Raw genomic sequence first — 17,212 nt, forward strand, 5'->3', positions numbered from 1 at the left:
TCCTTCGTGGAGCGCGCCTCGCGGCTACCGGCCGGGACCGGCGGCCACCATCGACGCAACGTCGACCTTGTTCTTGAGGTAGCCGAACTCGAACATCAAATCGGAGACGCGCTGGATGCGGGTGGGGTTGAGCGAGGTGGGGAAGGTCCCCATCGCCATGGTCATCGCCGCTTCCTTGGGTGTCTGGGTGTAGCCGGCGACGGTCTCGGCCAGCAGGACGCGGTCGGTCGCGGCCAGCGCCTGCCCCTTGGCCAGGGCGCGCTGGAAGGCGGCCGCGGTCTTGGGATGCCGGCGCACCCAGTCCTCCGTCGCGGCCCACCCGTCGATCGGCAGCTTGTCGGTCGGCCCGGTGTTGGTGTCCAGCAGCAGCCGCACACCGGCGTTCTGGGCACTGGACAGGAACGGCTCGACCATCCACGCCGCGTCCACCTGCTTGTTCTTGAGCGCGACCAGTTGGTTCTGGAAGTCCACGACGACGAACTTCACCTGCTCCGGCGTCAGCCCGTAGGGCTTCAGGTGGGCACTCACGGACATCGTGCCCAGGTTGTTGAGCGAGTTGACGGCGATCGTCTTGTCCTTGAGGTCCTGAGCCTTCTGCAACTCCGAATCCTGCGGCACCACGACGCCGGCGATGCCCGGCGAGGCCTGCAGCGCATCGTAGAGGATCTTCAGCCGCGCCGTGCCGCTGCCTTGAACGTTGATGAGCGAGACGTAGCTGCCCTTGAAGACGTCGATGTCGCCGTTGAGGATCCTGGGCATCACCGCCTGCGGAGCCTGGATGGTCTCCATCGTGACGGTCAGGCCTTCCTCCTTGAAGAAACCCTTGCGGTCGGCGATGAACACCCCGGCGGAGGACGGAGTGGGGCTGATGCCGATGAGCAGCGAGGTCTTCTCCAGGCCGCCTGGCCCCGCCCCGCTGCTCGGAGCCGGTCCGGCGGCCACGCCGGTGCACGCCGCGGTCACGAGAATCGTGCCGAGCACCGCCAGCCAAGCCCGGAAAGGCCCCGATTCCATGAATTCTCCCTTGGCGGGTCAAGCGCGGAAAGGCCGGGCGGTGATCTTACCCGCTCCAGGGATTGCCATGAAAGGATCCTGATTTACGACTCAGTCAATCGTCACCAGTTGTCACCACATGTCCGAAATATGAGTCAGTCAGGCATTTTCTGGATAGTCAGTTTTTTTGTAAGTCTTGCGAGACTGGCCCATCTGATCCCGGTATGCTCAAATGGCTCTCCCTGCACAGGGTGTGCTGAAGCACTTCCCGTACCAAGACGCCGTTTCGGTGAGAGGGAGCCAGTCGGGTGAATCCTGCGACTGTGGACACTCGTCCTTATAGCCCTCCCTTTGCCCCCAAACCAGCGCATAACCGGACGAAGGGCGCACGTCGTCGCCGATTCCGGCTCCGCGATTTGAAAGTGCGCTCGCGGTTGATCGCGCTGATCCTCATTCCGACCGCGCTGGGCGTTCTGGTCGGGGCGCAGCAGGTCATCGCCTCGTGGAACGCGGCCGGCCAGTACCACCGCATCCTGGAGAAGGCCGAGCTCAGCGCGTCGATCACCGAGGTCGCCCATCAGCTCGCGCTCGAGCGTGACCTGGCGATGCACTACATCGCCGCCGGTCGCACGCCGGAGCGGGAGGAGCCGCTGCGCGCGCAGTTCGCCGTCGTCGACAAGGCCGCCGCCGGCATGCGCGCGAAGGCCGCCGCGGTCACCACCGACCACGGCGAGAGCGCGTGGACGCTCAGCCGCCAGATCCTCACCCGCCTGCCCGAGATCGGCGCGGCCCGCACCACGGTGCTGAGGACCGAGGTGCTCGCCCTGCCCACGCTGACGAGGTACGCCTCGATCATCGGCGCCTTCCAGCAGTTCCACGACGAGATCGGCCAGGGCGGCGAGGACGAGGCGCTGGCCGCGGGCGTGCGGGCGCTGTCCGCGCTGGCCAAAGCACACGAGGCCGCATCGCAGCAGCGCGGTCTGCTCGCGGCGGTGGCCTCGGCGGGCCGCTTCCAGAGCGGCGAGCTCGACCGGTTCATGGCCGCCCGGGCCCAGCAGGACAGCGAGCTGGAAGTCTTCCGATCGGTGGCCACGCTGCGGGATCGGCAGGCGTACGACGACACCGTCACCGGCACGCTGGTCGACCGGGCCGAAGTGATCCGGCTGCGTGCCCTCGCGCAGGCCGGGCAGAGCGGCCCCATTGACATCGCGCCGGAAAGCAACGAGGACGCCGGCTTCTGGTTCGCGGCGGTGAGCGGCACCGTCGACGGCATGTGGACGGTGCAGAAGAGGCTCGGCGCGTCGATCATCGTGCAGAGCAGGACACTGGAGGACGCCGCGCGCCACGACGCCGTCGTGGCCGCCACCTACATCCTCCTGCTCCTGCTGTTCGTGCTGCTGGTCACCACCTTCGTGGCTCAGTCCCTGGTCGGACCGCTCCGCAGGTTGCGCAGGGAGGCCCTGGACATCGCAGGCATACGGCTGCCCAGCACGGTGCGCCGGCTGCGGGAGACCGGTGACGAATCGACGTTCACCGTCGCGCCCATCGACGTCGACTCCTGTGACGAGGTCGGGGAGGTCGCCAGGGCCTTCGACGAGGTGCATCGCGAGGCCATCCGGCTGGCCGGGGAGGAGTCCCGGCTGCGCGCGAACATCAACGCCATGTTCGTCAACCTGTCCAGGCGCAGCCAGACGCTGGTCCAGCGGCAGATCAAGCTCATCGACGGACTCGAGCAGGGCGAGGAGGACGAGCGGCGGCTGGCCGACCTCTTCGCACTCGATCACCTGGCGACACGTATGCGGCGTAACAACGAGAGCCTGCTCATCCTGGCCGGCCAGGAACCGCCCAGGCGGTGGAACCACCCGGTGGGCCTGACCGACGTCGTCCGCGCCGCCCTGTCCGAAGTGGAGGGCTACCAGCGCGTCGCCGTCGAGATCACCGCGAACGGCGCGCTCGCCGGGCCGGTGGTCAACGACACCGTCCATCTGCTGGCCGAGCTCATCGAGAACGCGTTGTCCTTCTCGCCGCGCGAGTCCCGCGTGCTCGTCTCCACCGGCACGATCGAGGGCGACATCATGGTGTCGGTCACCGACACCGGCATCGGCATGACCGATGACGAACTGCTGCGGGCCAACGAGCGCCTGGCCCGCGTGCCCGAGGTGGACGTGTCGGTCTCGCGCCGCATGGGGCTGTACGTGGTGGCCCGGCTGGCCTACCGCCACGGCATTCGCGTGCACCTGCGTCCGCACGAGACGGGCGGCCTGATCGCCATGGTGCTCCTGCCCGACGCGCTGCTGCACGCCCCCGTCCCCGCGTATGCCACGGTCCCGCCCGGCCAGGCCTTCCCGGCCCCGCCGCCATCGGGCAGATGGGACGCCGCCTGCCGTCCCAGCCGGTTCGCACCGGCCGCCACCGACTGGCCCTCCTTCGCCACCGACCCCGCCCTCCCCACTCCCCGCCCTGGGAGAACGCCCACCGGCCCGACCCCCGTCACGCGCCCCGATGCGGCGGCGGGCAGCCGGCTGCCCCGGACCGATGCCGATGCGGCGGCCATGACCGGCCCGATCCCGGCCGTCCGGCCTGACCGGGGCGCTGACGACGACTATCTGCCGATCTTCGCGCAGGTCCAGTCGGCCTGGTTCGAGCGTGGCGATGCCGGTGGCGCGACGTGGGGCTCGGCCAAGGCCGACGCCGGCTGGAGCGCCGCCGAGGCCGCGGCCAGCCCGTCCGACGCCGGCGCCACCACGTCCGGCCTGCCCAAACGCGTCCCCAAGGCCAATCTGGTGCCGGGCACGGCAGAAACCACGTCCGCGCCCCGAGGCGTCGCCCCCATCCCCCGGCTCTCGCCGGAGCGGGTCCGCAGCCGCCTGAGCAGCTTCCAGCAGGGGTGCCGGCGGGCCCGCACCCGCATCAGCACCGGCGACCTCCCGCCCTTCACCTGCTGATCGAGGGACATCCGCGCATTTCGGTCGCAAAGAAGCCCCCACCCTGGTGCATCGACGTCGAGAAACCGCGGGACGTCACCCCGCTGGCCGGCCGGACGCACGGGCCGGGAAGTTTTCACGGCGCGCCTGTCCGGAAGGGCGGCACCCGTTCGTCATAGGGGTGAGATCCTGACATGAAGGAGCGCGAGATGAAGTACATGATGTTCGTCTGCACCGACACCGAGCCGGACACCGACAAGGCCGACCTGCCCGACATCGACACGTGGGTGGCGGAGAACGACGCCCGCGGCCGGCGCCTGGACGGCCACGAGCTGGCCGCGACGACCACGGCGACGACGGTGCGTGTGCGCAACGGCGAGCTGCTGGTCTCCGACGGCCCGTTCACGGAGACCAAAGAGGTGATCGTGGGCTACGACCTCCTCGAATGCGCGGACCTGGACGAGGCGATCGAAGTCGCCCGCACCCACCCCATGGCCAGAGCAGGACGGATCGAGCTGCGCCCGTTCGCCGACCTCCCGTTCCGGCAGCGTGACTGACGCGAATCCCGTCTGCGGCGGCGCGGCACAGGCCGCCGCCGACGGGGAGGGCGTGGACGTCGCGCAGGTGGTCGGCGTCGTCGGCAAAGACGCTTTCGCGCGGATCGTCGCCACGCTGATCCGCGTCACCGGCGACTGGACGCTGGCCGAAGACTGCGCGCAGGAGGCGCTGACGCTGGCCCTCGAACGCTGGCCCGCGGAGGGCGTCCCCGCCAACCCCGGCGGCTGGCTCATGACGGTGGCCCGCAACCGCGCCATCGACGTCCTGCGACGGGTCTCCACCGAGCGCCGCAAGCTGCAGGAGCTGGCGTCCCTCACCCTCACCGACACCGGTCCCGCCCCCGTGCGGAAGGAGGACGTCGTGGACGACCGGCTGCGACTGATCTTCACCTGCTGCCACCCCGCGCTCCGGCTCGAAGCACGCGTGGCATTGACGCTCCGTACGATCTGCGGTATACCGACCGCCGACATCGCGCGGGCCTTCCTCGTCAGCGAGTCGACCATGACCCGCCGCCTGACCCGGGCCAAGACGAAGATCGCGGACGCCGGCATCCCGTACCGGGTGCCGACCGGCCCGGCGCTCGCCGAGCGGCTGCCCGGCGTGCTCGCCGTGCTCTACCTGCTGTTCACCCGGGGCTACGACGCCGGCGGCGAGCCCGCGTTCGCGGACGAGGCGATCCGCCTCGTCCGGCTGCTGGAGCAGCTCATGCCGGACCAGCCGGAGATCTCCGCGCTGCTGGCCCTGTTCCTGTTCCAGCACTCGCGGCGTGACGCCCGCCGCGACGCCGACGGCAATTTGCTCACCCTCGACAAGCAGGACCGGTCTCGCTGGGACCACGCGGCGATCGCCGAAGGCCTGGAAATCCTGGCCAGGGCGGGGAAGAACGGCCCGCATGCGCGGCAGGACGGCCCGTACGCGCTGCAGGCCCGGATCGCCGCCTGCCACGCCACCGCGACGTCCGCCGACGCCACCGACTGGCCGGCGATCGCGACCTGGTACGACGAGCTCGCCCGGATCCAGCCCTCACCGGTGATCGAGCTGAATCGTGCCGTCGCGCACGGCTACGCGTACGGGCCCAAGGCCGGGCTGGCACTGGTCGCCGCGGCCCGCGCCGGTGGCGCGCTCGACGACTACGCGCCGGCCCTCGCGGCGGAGGGCGACCTCACCGCCCGCGCCGGCGACCGGGACCGCGCCGCCGCCCTGTTCCGCCAGGCCGCCGCCCTCTCCCACCTCGAACCCGAACGCCACGCCCTCCTCGACCGCGCCGACCAGCTCTCCAGCTAGCCGGATCAGGCGCTCCGGATGGGGAGGATCACCGCCGAGGGATGTGCGGCGTCGTGGTAGACCTCCTGATCCGCGGCCCGGAGGGTGGTGGCGGTGGCGCGGGATTCGCCGGTGCCGGGGTTGCGGGCGTAGCGAGGGAAGGCACCGCTGGAGACCTGGACCCTGATGCGGTGGCCGCGCTTGAACCGGTACGCGGTCGGCCAGAGCCTGACCGCGGCGCGGGTGACCTCGTCGGCGCCGGACAAGCTGACCAGGCCGTCGCAGACGTTGGACGAGCGGCCGCTCGGGTCGACGTCACAGAGCCGGACGAACACGTCGGCGTAGGGCAGGCTGGAGCGGAACCAGATCTCGGCGCCGACCTCGCCGATGACCTCGACGTCCTGGTCGAGCACGGCCGTGGTGTAGGTCAGCACGTCCGTGCGGGCTTCCAGGGACCCGTTGTCGACGCGGCCGCCGCCGTTCATGACCACGCCGCCGACCGCGGGGGTCGGGTCCGCCGGGTCGTAGCGGTACCGGTCGGGTTCCGAGTCGCCGGGCAGGTCGGCGGACAGCGCACGGGCGGGCTGGAGGTGGAAGCGTTGCGGTGAGTAGCCGGGCGGCGGCCAGGACGCGAAGTCGCGCCAGGCTTCCTCGCCCATGACGTACAGCCGCACCGGCGAGCGGTGCGGGGGTTGCTCGCCGCGTGCATGGGCGAGCCCGAACTCGATGGCCTCCAGCACCCCGTTGTTGGTGAACGCCGTGTGCGTCCACGGCCCGATCGTCAGCCGCGCAGGCCGGCCCGCCTCCTGCAGAGTCCGGAAGTCGCGGAGCTGGCCGGGCAGGAAGATGTCGAACCAGCCGCCGATCGAGCTGACCGGCACGCTCACCTGGGCCACCCTGTGGCTGTGGTCGAGGCCGGACCAGCGCGGGTCGTCGGCGTCGCAGGTGAGGATGTCCTGGATGTAGTCGGAGCGGCAACCGATGGCGGCGACATCGGCCTGGTTGAGCGGAAGCGTGTTCAGGGCGCGGCGTACCTTCCTGAAGTGCAAGGGCTGGCGGAGCATCGCCCAAGGACGTTCCTGTACGGCGACCTGGGCGCCCCAGCCGAAGGGGGTCTCCAGCGACATGCCGTCCTTGCGGAGGAACTCCAGGGTCAGGGCTGATTCGGTCACCTGCGGGATCATCGCCTTGACCTCGGGCGGCAGGGCGTCGGCGACGGCCCACTGCACATAACCCATATAGCTGACGCCCACCAGGACGATGGAGCCGCAGAACCAGGGTTGCTTGGTCAGCCAGTCCAGCGTGGCCAGGCCGTCCTCGCGCTCCTGCCGCAGCGGGTCGAAGGCGCCGCCGGAGCCGAAGCCGCCGCGGGTGCTCTGGATCAGCACCTGGAATCCGCGTTCGGCCAGCGGCCTGGCCATGGCCAGGGCCAGCACGCCCCGCCGGCCGTACGGGCAGCGGATCAGCGCGGTCGGCAGCGCCTCGCCCCCGGCCCGCGGCGCCCACCGGTCGGCCAGCAGCTCGACGCCGTCGGGCATCGGCACGCGCAGATTCCGCTGGACGACGAGCTTCCTGGTCGACGGCGGGGGCAGCTTGAGCCGGCGCTGGAGGAGATGACTGATCATGTTCACCGGTCCTGTTCCTTGTGCTCGAGGAGGACGTGCATCATCCGGATGAGCCGTTCGGTGAACTCCTCGGGGTCGAGCGGATCGTCCCCCTCCACCAGCCAGGCGTTGACGAAGGCGGCCCCGCCGCCGGTCAGGAACATGGCGAGGTCGTCGGCCGTGCGCGGATCGAGCCGATCACCGTAGAACCGGCGGACGAGCTGCCGATTGACCGGCATCAGCAGTTCGGACAGCGCCTTGTTCAGGGCGAACCCGATCGAGCTGGTCAACATCGCCCGGTAGAACGGCCGGTGTTCGGCGAAGTGCCGCATCGCGGCCAGCGCCCGGCCGCCCTTGTCCCATGAGGGCGAGATGTCCTCGATGCGCAGCAGCAACTCGCGCCGGGCGAGGTCGAGAGCGGCTTCCAGCAGCAGCGTGTCGCGGTCGCCGAACTGCTGGTACACCACCTGCCTGCTCACGTCCGCGGCCGTCGCGAGGTCGGAGATCGGGACGGCCGACGTGCCTCGTTCGGCGACCAGGGCGATGGCGGCCCGCATGAGTGCGCCGCGCGTACGGCGCACCCGGCGGTCCTGAGCGGGAGCGATGGAGCCCGCCTTCAGTGACATACCTCAAGATAATGGACAAGTGTCAATAAAAAAGCAACTGTCAACTAGTTCGGGAGGTGAGCCCGTGATGGTCTAGACTCGCGCAAATGTTCGCGGCCCCCGCCCGGCTGGCCTGGCTGGACGCCCTGCGGGGACCGGCCGCGCTGGCCGTCACGATGCACCACGCCGGCTGGACCTTCATCCCAGCGATCTGGGCGGAGGTGGATCGGCGGATCGATCTGGGCACGTGGGGCGTGTTCGTGTTCTTCCTGGTCAGTGGCTACATCATCCCGGCCTCCCTGGAGCGGCGCGGCAATGTGCGCGCCTTCTGGACCGGCCGGGCCTTCCGCCTCCTGCCTCTCCTGCTCGCCGCCTGCGGCCTGGCCCTGCTGCTTGCGCAGATCGGCGTGCTCGCCCTCCACCCCGGACTGGGCGAGCGGCCCTTGCCTCTGGTCGTGCTCGGCAACCTGACGATGCTGCAGGAACTGCTCAATCTGCCCGCCGTCATCAGCGTGACCTGGACGCTCTCGTACGAGATGGCGTTCTACCTGATGAGCGTCGCGTTGTTCACGGTGCGGCAGGCACACCGGTCGGTGGGCATCGCCATTGCCCTGGCCGTGGCCGCCGTGCCCGTGGGCCTGCTGCTCCCACGGGCGACGATCGGCGGCCGGGCCGACGTGACCGCCGCGCTGCTCGGCCTGGCGGTCGTCGCGGCGATCGCGGTGAGCGCGCTGGGGCACGGCAGGACCCGTACGGCGGCCGCGGTCGCGGGCGGGCTCCTGGGCCTGGCGCTGGTGGTGCTGGGCAGCCGGGCCGGCACCTGGCAGGGCGTGATCATCCTGGCGACGATGTTCGCGGGAACCGCCGTGTACCGCGCCGAACAGGGCACCATCACCTGGCGCACGGCCGCCGCCGCGGTGGCTGTGGTGCTGGGTTGCGCGATCCCCGCCAAGGACGACCCCGCGTGGGCGCCGGCGGTCGTGCTGGCGTTCGGGGTCTTCGCCCTGGCGCTGGCGCTGCGCCGGCGGGCGTTCCCGCGGTGGTCGGCGCAGCTCGGTGTGATCAGCTTCTCCCTCTACCTGCTGCACCCGCTGCTGCTGTACGTACTGCCGGACCTGGTCCTGTACTTCGCGGTTCTGATCCCGCTCAGCGTCATGACGTACCACCTGGTGGAGGCCCCGGGCCAGCGTCTCGGCAAGCGTCTGATCGTCAGCGGACGTGACCAGACCGTCTGATCGGCGAGAGACTGTCGGCATGCCGATGAGTGCACGGGAGCTCAACCGGGCCACGCTCGCCCGGCAACTGCTCCTCCACCGGGAGGCGCTCGGCGTCGCGGACGCGGTCCGCCGCGTCGTCGCCCTGCAGGCACAGCAGCCGGCCTCGCCCTACATCGCGCTGTGGAACCGGCTCGCCGGCTTCGACCCGGCCGGGCTCGACGTCGCCTTCCGCGACCAGGCGCTGGTGAAGGCGACATTGATGCGGATCACCCTGCACGTGGTGCACGCGGACGACCATCCGGTCATGCACGCGGCCATGCAGCCGACCCTCCGCGCCGCCAGGCTTGGCGATCGCCGCTTCACGGGGAGCGGGCTGTCCGCCGCCGACGCCGACGCACTCGTGCCGCACCTGCTGGAGTTCACCGGCCGGCCTCGTACGGCGGCCGAGATCGAGGCGTGGCTGTCCGAGCGGGTGGCACTCCTGCCGAAAGGCGTGTGGTGGGCGATGCGGTCGTTCTCTCCGCTGCTGCACGCTCCTACCGGCGGGCCGTGGTCGTTCGGCCCCCGGCCCTCGTACGTCGCCGCCCCGGCGCCCGGCGCAGCCGCGTTACCCGACGTCTGCCTGCGGACGCTGGTCCTGCGCTATCTGGAGGGGTTCGGGCCCGCGTCCGTGGCGGACGTGGCGCAGTTCGCCCTGGTCCAGCGGGCCCGGGCGCGGGAGGCCCTTCAGGCGCTCTCCGGCGTGCTGGAGCGGCTGGAAGGACCGGACGGCACGGAGTTGTTCGACGTCCCCGGCGCACCGTGCCCTCCCGAGGACACGCCGGCCCCGCCGCGGCTGATGGCCATGTGGGACAGCGTCCTGCTCGCCTACGCCGACCGCAGCCGGGTCGTCCCGCCTGATTTCCGGCGGCTGGTCACCCGGTCGAACGGAGACGTGCTGCCGACGCTGCTCGTCGACGGCCACGTCGCCGGGGTGTGGCGGCCCACCGAGACGGGGATCGAAGCCACCGCGTTCCACCGGCTCCCCGACGAGGCATGGGACGGGCTCGGCGCCGAGGCCAAGGCCCTCACGGCGTTCCTGGCCGATCGCGAACCTCGGGTCTACCGCCGTTACGACCGCTGGTGGACCGGCCTGCCCGGCGCCGAGGTTCGCGTCCTGCCCGGCGGCTAGACCGTTTTCGGCGTCTGGGAGGCGAAAGGGACGGGCGGATTGTCACCGTTTCCCCGTGACCTCCCTGGACCATGTCGAGCAGTTGCGTAAGACCGGCGTGCTGTGGCGGAGCTACCTGAGCGCCGGACGGCACGCTGCTGGTCCGCACCGGCGCGGTGGCGGCGGTCGCGGTGGTCGCGCGTGACCAGGCCGGTCGCCCCCTACCCGGACAGGCCAGGATGCGGGGCGGCTCGGGTGAAGGCCTGGTCAGTCCACGAGGCCGAGCTGGCGGCCGGCCCGCAGGGCCAGCCAGACCTCGGCGAACGCCGCGGTGGACGTCAGATCGCGGCCCGTCAGCTCGGCGAACCTGCGCAGCCGGTACGCCAGCGTGTTGGGATGGATGTGCAGCGCGGTCGCGGCTTCCTCGGTGCGCCGGTCGCGCTCCATCCACGTCCGCACGGACGTCAGCAGGTGGGAGCCGTGCGCGGAGTCGTAGGCGAGCACCTTCCCGAGGACGTTCTCCACCAGGGCGGTGAGCGCCCACGGGTCGTCGGGCAGCCACCTGCCGGTGGTGTCGTCACCGTAGTGGACCAGAGCGCGGCCCGACTCGGCGGCCGAGGACGCCGCCCACCCCGCCTCCCGTTTGGGAACCTGCAGGGACTCCCCTGCCGGGAACGGCCTGCTCATGCCCGCCGCCACGTCCGGCAGCGCGGCGATCGCGGCGCCGAGTGCGGGTGAGCCGAGCACGTAGCGGTCGTCGCCCCTGCGCAGCATGAGGTGCGGCTGATCGTCGAGCGCGGCGTGGATGGCCTCGTCGGGCACGTTCCTGATCACGAGGAGGGCCAGCTCGGCATCCACGGGCAACCCCATTCTGACCAGCCGCCGCCGCGCCGCGGCCGGGTCGAGCACGTCCTGGAGCAGCTCGGACAGGGTCTCCGCACCTTGGCGGCGCAATGTCTCGCGCTCGTGGCGCGCCATGGCCACCTGCAGAGCGGCCACCGTGGCGATGTGCTGCACCACGGCCAGCCCGGCGGGCCTGGCGCCCTGGCGCTCGAAGGCGACGAGAAAGCCCGCGGGCCCGCCCGGCGCCGGCACGGGCAGGACGAAGCCACCGGGAATGGTGGGCGGCGCTTCCGGCTGGGAAGGGAGCACGGCGACATCGGGCACCGGCACTCCCGGCAACAACGACCGCCCCTGCGGGGTGCAGAGGTAGACCTCGTAGCCGGACAGCCGTTCGAGGCGTTTGAACAACGTCGCAGTGTCGAGGTCCTCGGCCGCCAGCCAGCGCAGCGCTCCGAACACCTGGAGTTGCGCGCCGAGGCGGTGCCTGGCGTCCTCCTGCACGGCCGCGGCCACCTCCTGGGCGATCGCGATGAACGGCACCGCCAGCGGCACCTCGAGCACGGGGAACCCCCGCTCCTCAGCGGCCTCGATGAAGGTGTGGTGCAGCGGCGGCACGTGCAGCTGGGCCGACAGGGCGAGCGCGGACACGCCCGCGTCGTCGAGCCGTTCCAGATAGGCCCGTTGCCGGGCGGCCTGGCGCGGGATCGCGATGCCCGTCGTCATGATGACCTCCGCGCCGAGCAGCCAGGGCGTGGGGTCGTCGAGCTCGCTGACGTGCGCCCACGACACCGACCGTCCCAGTCCCGCCTCGCCGGCCAGCAGCCGCAGCTGGAGGGCCGGAGAGCGCAGCAGGTCCTCCACTGACACTTTTGTGGTCACGCACAAAGGATATGGCGAGTCTTCAGGGCTGCCCTGATTGAGGTCCGTCTTCGGATGATAAGAGCATTCGAATGATAAGAGTATCGTGGGCGCGTGAGCGAAGTGGAGGGGTGGCGATGGTCCGGCTGACCCGGGCGCAACAACAGGAACGCACCCGAGCGGCCGTGCTGGCCGCGGCAAGGGAGGAGTTCGCCGAGCGGGGATACGCCGACGCCAAGATCGACCGGATCGCGGAGCGCGCCGAGCTGACCCGTGGCGCGGTCTACTCCAACTTCCCGAGCAAACGCGCGCTCTACCTGGCGGTCCTCGTCGACTCGATCGAGCACGCGGACGTGGCGACGGCGCCGTCGCCACCGGCCCTGGACGAGGCAGTGGGCGCGTTCGCAAGCGTCTGGCTCGAACGGCTGCCGTTGACCGGCGACACCCCTGCCGGCGGCAGCCTGCGGTTGCGCTCGCTGGCCGGCGTGGTCGACGACGAGCCGGGCCGCGTCGTGCTGGCGCAGGTGACCAAGCTGGAGGCGCTGCTGCTGGCGCTCGTGCTGGAGTCCCGCGCACCACGCCATCCGAGGCGGGTACGCCTGGCCGAGCTGATCCTCACGCTGCTGAACGGAGCCGGGCACCTGGCCGGCACGGCGCCGGGATTCGGCGACCCCTTCGACGTGGCACGCGCCTGCCGGCACCTGACCGGTCTCGACCTGGCCGACACGTGGGACCCGCCGCACCTGGCCTACGTCGCGCCGGCGCAAGCCGCCGAGGACCCGTGGGACCCGCCCGCGGAGTTGCCGGACCAGATCACCGGCCGCCCGGCCGGATTCGACGCCGACGGTGTGATCGCGGTCCTCGGCGCCACCCGGCTGGAGGCGGCCGAGGAAGCCGTCCGCGCCGCCCGCCCGGGCGACCGGATCACCGTGGCCGTCGTGACGGACGACCCCGCCGAGATCGGGCGGCTCGTACGGCTGAGGATCAGCGACCTGGCCGGCTGCCTGCGACCTGTGTTCGCACCGGACGCCTGGCCGGACCTCCGCCTCGTCCTCGACGAGCACGCCGCCCTCGCCTCCGCCGTCGGAATCCCGGATCCCGGCGATGCCACCGAAGCCGCGGTACGCATCCAGGCGGGCAGGATCATCGCCCGGGCACAGGGACGAGGCGCCGCCCACTCCGCGGCGGCGGCTCAGTGGCCTGGGATGCCAAGGTGACGAGCAGGTCCTCTCTCATGGCGGCCCGTGCGGCCCTTGGCCTTCCACCGCGTACGTGAGCAGCGTGGTGAGCACGCGCTTGACCGACTCGCGCTCGCGCACGTCGCACAGCACGATCGGGATGTGCTCGCTCAGCGACAGCGCCCGCCGCACCTTCGCGGGATCGTGGCGGCGGGCGCCCTCGAAGCAGTTGACCCCGACGACGAACGGCACGCCGCGCTGCTCGAAGTAGTCCACCGCCGGGAAGCAGTCCTCCAGGCGGCGGGTGTCGGCGAGCACGACCGCGCCGAGCGCGCCGAGGGCCAGCTCGTCCCACATGAACCAGAACCGGTCCTGCCCGGGCGTGCCGAACAGGTACAACCACAGCCCTTGGCGGATCGTGATGCGGCCGAAATCCAGGGCCACCGTGGTCGTGGTCTTGGCCTCCACGCCCGAGGTGTCGTCCACGCCGACACCCCGCTCGCTCAGCAGCTCCTCCGTGTGCAGTGGCCGGATCTCGCTGATCGTGCCCACCATGGTCGTCTTGCCGACGCCGAAGCCGCCCGCGATGAGGATCTTGATGGCCAAGGCCGAGGCGACCGCGGTCGTCCCCGGCTCAGAGGCTGCGTAGCCCATGCAGCACTTCCCTGTAGATACGTTCGTCGATCGTCTGCGCCGCGGGGCGCGGGCGGTCGATGGAGACAAAACCCTCGCGCCGCAGATCGCCCAGGATCACCCGGGTGACGTTGAGGGGCAGCCTGAGGTGCGCCGCGACATCCGCCACCGGCGTGGGCCTGCGGCACAACGACAACACGGCGCGATGCTCCGGGATCAGCTCGGCGGACTCGTAAGCAGTGAAGCCCGCGCCGAGCGTTGTGACGATGGCCACCAGGTCGAACGTCTCACCCTGCGGGCGCGCCCTGCCCCCGGTCAGCCCGTACAGCCGGATCAGCGGCCCAGGATCCTCCCCTGTCACGGTCTTGCGCCGTTCCAGGCCGGTGCCGGTGCCGCTCCCCTCGGCTGCGCGGAGAGGTGCTCGCCGACTCGCTTGACCATGAGCGCCATCTCGTACGTGACCATGCCCAGCTCGGCGTCGCCGGAGGCGAGCACGGCCAGCCGGGCGCCCTGACCCGCCGCGGTGACGAACAGGAAGCCGCCTTCCAACTCGATGATCGTCTGCCGCACGCCGCCCAGGCCGAAATGGCGTCCCGCGCCCATGGCGAGGCTGTGGCTGCCGGCGGAGATCGCGGACAGGTGCTCGGCGTCCTCCCGGGTGAGCTCCCGGGAGCCGCCCATGGTCAGCCCGTCGGCGGACAGCACGATGGCGTGCCGGATGCCGGGGACGCGCTGGGTGAGGTCGTCGAGCAGCCAGCTCAGTTCACTTCTGGGGTCGGGCATCGGGATGGTCGTCCTTTCGGTTCCACATGTCTGGTCCCTGATCCGCCTGCCGGCGACCTTGCTGCCAGCCGCGTTGCATGGAGGACATGAGTTGTGCGTGCTCCTCCGGCGAGCGCGCCGAGACCGCGCGCGGCTCCACGCGCCTGGTGGCACGCAGCTGGGGAGCCATGCTGGCCTGCGGTATCCGCATCGGCAGCCCGTCGAGGTCCTCGGCCGTCTCCTGAGCCGGCACCGTGACGCTCCACTCGACGGCCGGGGTGGAGGGCTTGGCGGCGCCGGGTGTCTTCCTCGGCGCCGGCCTGGTGCCCGGCTCGGCGGCGGACCCGGCTCCCAGGCCGTTGCCCGGCGTCGGTCCGTTCACCGGCCCGATGCCGTTCGCCGGACGCGGTTTCGGCGCGGGGTTCGCCTCGAACCAGGTCACGTGCTCGGGCTCCGGGTCACGGGCATCCGGCGTACTGTCCGGAACGTCCAGGCCGACCGGGATGTTCAGGTCCGGCGCCGTGCCGAGCGCCCGCAGGGGCCGGCTCGCCGGAGCTCGGCGTGCGCCGTGGTCCGCCGGCCGCTGCGGCGCCGCGACGGGCGGGGCTTCGGCGCCGGCGAGCAACACGGAGGGCAGCAGCACGATCGCGGTGGTCCCGTCGTACGGGGAACGCCGCAGCGAGATCTTGATTCCGTGCCGCGCCGCCAGCCTGGACACCACGAACAACCCGAGCCGGTCGCTGTCGGCCAGGTCGAACTCCGGAGGCTGCGCCAGCCGGGCGTTGAGCTCGTCGAGGGTGGCCTGACTCAGTCCCAGGCCCCGGTCCTCCACCTCGAGCGCGAAGCCGTTGGCCGCTGTCATGCTGCGGATCTGCACGCTCGTGTCGGGCGGGGAGAAGACGGTGGCGTTCTCCACCAGCTCGGCGACCAGGTGGATCACGTCGGTGACGGCCGCGCCGATCAGCAGCGGCGCGTTGGGCATGGGCGCGACGGTGACGCGGGTGTAGTCCTCGACCTCCAGCACCGCCGAGCGGACGACGTCGTACAGCGGCACCGGGTCACGCCAGCGCCGGGCGGGGGCGGAGTCGGACAGGATGATCAGGTTCTCCGCGTGCCGCCGCATGCGGGTGGTCAGGTGGTCGAGCTTGAACAGGTCCTCCAGGACGTCGGGCTCCTCGACCCGCCGCTCCATGGTGTCGAGCAACGAGAGCTGGCGGTGGAGCAGCGCCTGGTTACGCCGGGCCAGGTTGAGGAAGACCTGGCTGACGCCCTTGCGCAGGCTCGCCTGCCCCACCGCGGCCTCGACCGCCGTGCGCCGCACCTCGGAGAAGGCGTGCACCAGGCGATCGACCTCGGCGGTGTCGGCCGGGTCGAGGACGGGGGCCTCGGTGGCGGGGTCCACGTCGTCGCCGCGGCGCAGCCGCTCGACCAGCCGGGGCAGCCGCTGCTCAGCCATCTCGGCCGCCGACGCCTGCAGTTTCTTGAGCTCGTCGATCAGCGAGCGGCCGAACCGGTACGACAGCGCCACCGACGCGAGCACCGCCGCCAGGCCGAGGACCAGGACCAGCCCGATCCGCCAGTACGCCCCGGTCTTCACCGACTCGGCCTCCGCCGCGGTGCGGTCGAGCTCTCGCCGCGTGTCGAGGTAGATCGCGCCGAGCATGGAGTCGGTGTCGCTCTTCCACTCGGCGGGGTCGACCGGCGGCGCGCCACCGCTGGTGTCCCACGTGAACAACTCGTCCTCGGTGTCCACCAGCCGCTTGTACGCGGCGCTCTCGACGAGCTTGTCGAATTTCACCCGCAGCTCGGGGCCGACGTCGCGCTCGGCGTTGGCGAAGACGATCCGGCGGCTGGTGAACGCGGCGACGAACGCGGCGCGGTCGGTGGGCGTCATCCTGCGCTGCACCATCGTGTTGGTGAGCACCGCGTGCTCCCGGCCCAGGTACTCCGCCGCCGCGCTGTAGGCGGCCATCCCGCGTACCGAGCGGAAGGACGAGACGTCGCTCAGCGCGTCACGGTCGTTGAACTGCTTGTTGGCGACCTCGATCAGTCTGTTGTACGCGTCGGTGACCGCCAGCGGCGGGGCCAGCACGCCCCCGTCGGCGGACTCGCGCAGCGACCGTAACCCGTCGAGCGCCTGCACCAGCGCGCGCACCTGGGCCGGGGTCTCGCCGTCCGACTCGACGTCAACGGATCCGATGACCTGGCGCAGTTGCTCGGCCTTGGCGTCGGTGACCCGCCGCTGATGGGCCAGAGGCACGGACGCCCCGGTTTCGCCCGCCGCCTCGGCGGACAGCTGCCGCTCCCGCTGCAGTTCGACGATCAACTGCAGCACCGGCGAACCGATGTCCTCCCAGCGATTCTGCGCCTGGGAGACCGTGACGATCTCCTCCACGCTGGAGTAGGCGATGAACCCCCACAAGGCGACCATGGAGACCAGCGGAAGCAGGAGGATCCTGAGCAGCTTGGTACGGATCGTCGGGGGCGAGCTCATCCATCTTGTCCAATTCCGCACGTGGTGATGCGCCTCTGGGCAGTCGTGAGCCGGCCCTGCCCCCGAGAATGCCTGCCACGACTGGGACGCCTGTGGTTGGTCCACTATGCCCATGGGGCAGGTGTACTTC

The 17,212-nt window shown here is 71.2% G+C and carries 14 protein-coding genes; 6 read left to right on the forward strand and 8 right to left on the reverse strand.

Annotated elements, in window-relative coordinates; genetic code table 11:
* Nucleotides 1-24: 24 nt before the first annotated feature.
* On the reverse strand, nt 25-1,014 hold the full coding sequence (locus tag EDD27_RS31425; RefSeq protein WP_127935602.1) for an ABC transporter substrate-binding protein: 990 nt from the start codon (nt 1,012-1,014) through the stop codon (nt 25-27).
* A 401-nt stretch (nt 1,015-1,415) separates the two neighbouring features.
* Here EDD27_RS31425 and EDD27_RS31430 point away from each other — a divergent pair, with 401 nt between their 5' ends.
* From EDD27_RS31430 to EDD27_RS31440, 3 genes are all read left to right on the forward strand, one after another.
* The gene (locus tag EDD27_RS31430; protein ID WP_127935603.1) at nt 1,416-3,938 is read left to right on the forward strand and encodes a sensor histidine kinase; all 2,523 of its coding nucleotides are present in this window, start codon (nt 1,416-1,418) and stop codon (nt 3,936-3,938) included.
* 173 nt (nt 3,939-4,111) lie between these two features.
* Nucleotides 4,112-4,474, forward strand: a complete 363-nt coding sequence (locus EDD27_RS31435; protein ID WP_241564355.1) for a YciI family protein — start codon at nt 4,112-4,114, stop codon at nt 4,472-4,474.
* Nucleotides 4,467-5,759, forward strand: coding sequence for an RNA polymerase sigma factor (locus EDD27_RS31440; protein ID WP_241564356.1), 1,293 nt, complete (start codon nt 4,467-4,469; stop codon nt 5,757-5,759). The genes EDD27_RS31435 and EDD27_RS31440 overlap by 8 nt, the downstream gene beginning before the upstream one ends.
* A 5-nt stretch (nt 5,760-5,764) precedes the next feature.
* Here EDD27_RS31440 and EDD27_RS31445 read toward each other — a convergent pair whose 3' ends face one another.
* Together EDD27_RS31445 and EDD27_RS31450 are read right to left on the reverse strand one after the other, a co-directional pair.
* Nucleotides 5,765-7,363, reverse strand: coding sequence for a CocE/NonD family hydrolase (locus EDD27_RS31445; protein WP_241564863.1), 1,599 nt, complete (start codon nt 7,361-7,363; stop codon nt 5,765-5,767).
* A 2-nt stretch (nt 7,364-7,365) separates the two neighbouring features.
* The gene (locus tag EDD27_RS31450) at nt 7,366-7,968 is read right to left on the reverse strand and encodes a TetR/AcrR family transcriptional regulator (protein ID WP_127935606.1); all 603 of its coding nucleotides are present in this window, start codon (nt 7,966-7,968) and stop codon (nt 7,366-7,368) included.
* 86 nt (nt 7,969-8,054) lie between these two features.
* On the opposite strand from EDD27_RS31450, the gene EDD27_RS31455 reads away from it, so the two are divergent.
* Nucleotides 8,055-9,182 carry an acyltransferase family protein gene (locus EDD27_RS31455; RefSeq protein WP_127935607.1) on the forward strand — a complete coding sequence of 376 codons (1,128 nt, stop codon included), beginning with the start codon at nt 8,055-8,057 and terminating at the stop codon, nt 9,180-9,182.
* 19 nt (nt 9,183-9,201) lie between these two features.
* Nucleotides 9,202-10,335: a winged helix DNA-binding domain-containing protein gene (locus tag EDD27_RS31460; RefSeq protein WP_127935608.1), complete on the forward strand. Its 1,134-nt coding sequence runs from the start codon at nt 9,202-9,204 to the stop codon at nt 10,333-10,335.
* A gap of 246 nt (nt 10,336-10,581) precedes the next feature.
* Here the strand turns inward: EDD27_RS31460 and EDD27_RS31465 are convergent, their stop codons facing one another.
* Complete coding sequence (locus EDD27_RS31465) at nt 10,582-12,036, reverse strand: PucR family transcriptional regulator (protein WP_241564357.1); 1,455 nt, start codon at nt 12,034-12,036, stop codon at nt 10,582-10,584.
* A gap of 116 nt (nt 12,037-12,152) precedes the next feature.
* Between EDD27_RS31465 and EDD27_RS31470 the strand changes: the two genes are divergently transcribed.
* Entirely contained in the window at nt 12,153-13,232 is a 1,080-nt protein-coding gene (locus EDD27_RS31470; RefSeq protein WP_127935609.1) for a TetR/AcrR family transcriptional regulator, read from the forward strand.
* Between the two features lie 15 nt (nt 13,233-13,247).
* Here EDD27_RS31470 and EDD27_RS31475 read toward each other — a convergent pair whose 3' ends face one another.
* The 4 genes from EDD27_RS31475 to EDD27_RS31490 are packed head-to-tail and all read right to left on the reverse strand — an operon-like array spanning nt 13,248 to nt 17,082.
* The gene (locus EDD27_RS31475; RefSeq protein WP_127935610.1) at nt 13,248-13,847 is read right to left on the reverse strand and encodes a GTP-binding protein; all 600 of its coding nucleotides are present in this window, start codon (nt 13,845-13,847) and stop codon (nt 13,248-13,250) included.
* Nucleotides 13,828-14,187: a DUF742 domain-containing protein gene (locus EDD27_RS31480; RefSeq protein ID WP_206641736.1), complete on the reverse strand. Its 360-nt coding sequence runs from the start codon at nt 14,185-14,187 to the stop codon at nt 13,828-13,830. Before EDD27_RS31480 ends, EDD27_RS31475 begins: the two co-directional genes overlap by 20 nt.
* Nucleotides 14,184-14,609 (reverse strand): roadblock/LC7 domain-containing protein, encoded by a 426-nt coding sequence (locus tag EDD27_RS31485; protein ID WP_127935612.1) that lies wholly within the window; start codon nt 14,607-14,609, stop codon nt 14,184-14,186. Before EDD27_RS31485 ends, EDD27_RS31480 begins: the two co-directional genes overlap by 4 nt.
* On the reverse strand, nt 14,590-17,082 hold the full coding sequence (locus EDD27_RS31490; RefSeq protein ID WP_164903861.1) for a sensor histidine kinase: 2,493 nt from the start codon (nt 17,080-17,082) through the stop codon (nt 14,590-14,592). Before EDD27_RS31490 ends, EDD27_RS31485 begins: the two co-directional genes overlap by 20 nt.
* Nucleotides 17,083-17,212: the final 130 nt, after the last annotated feature.

The sequence above is a fragment of the Nonomuraea polychroma genome, assembly GCF_004011505.1.
Classification (GTDB): domain Bacteria; phylum Actinomycetota; class Actinomycetes; order Streptosporangiales; family Streptosporangiaceae; genus Nonomuraea; species Nonomuraea polychroma.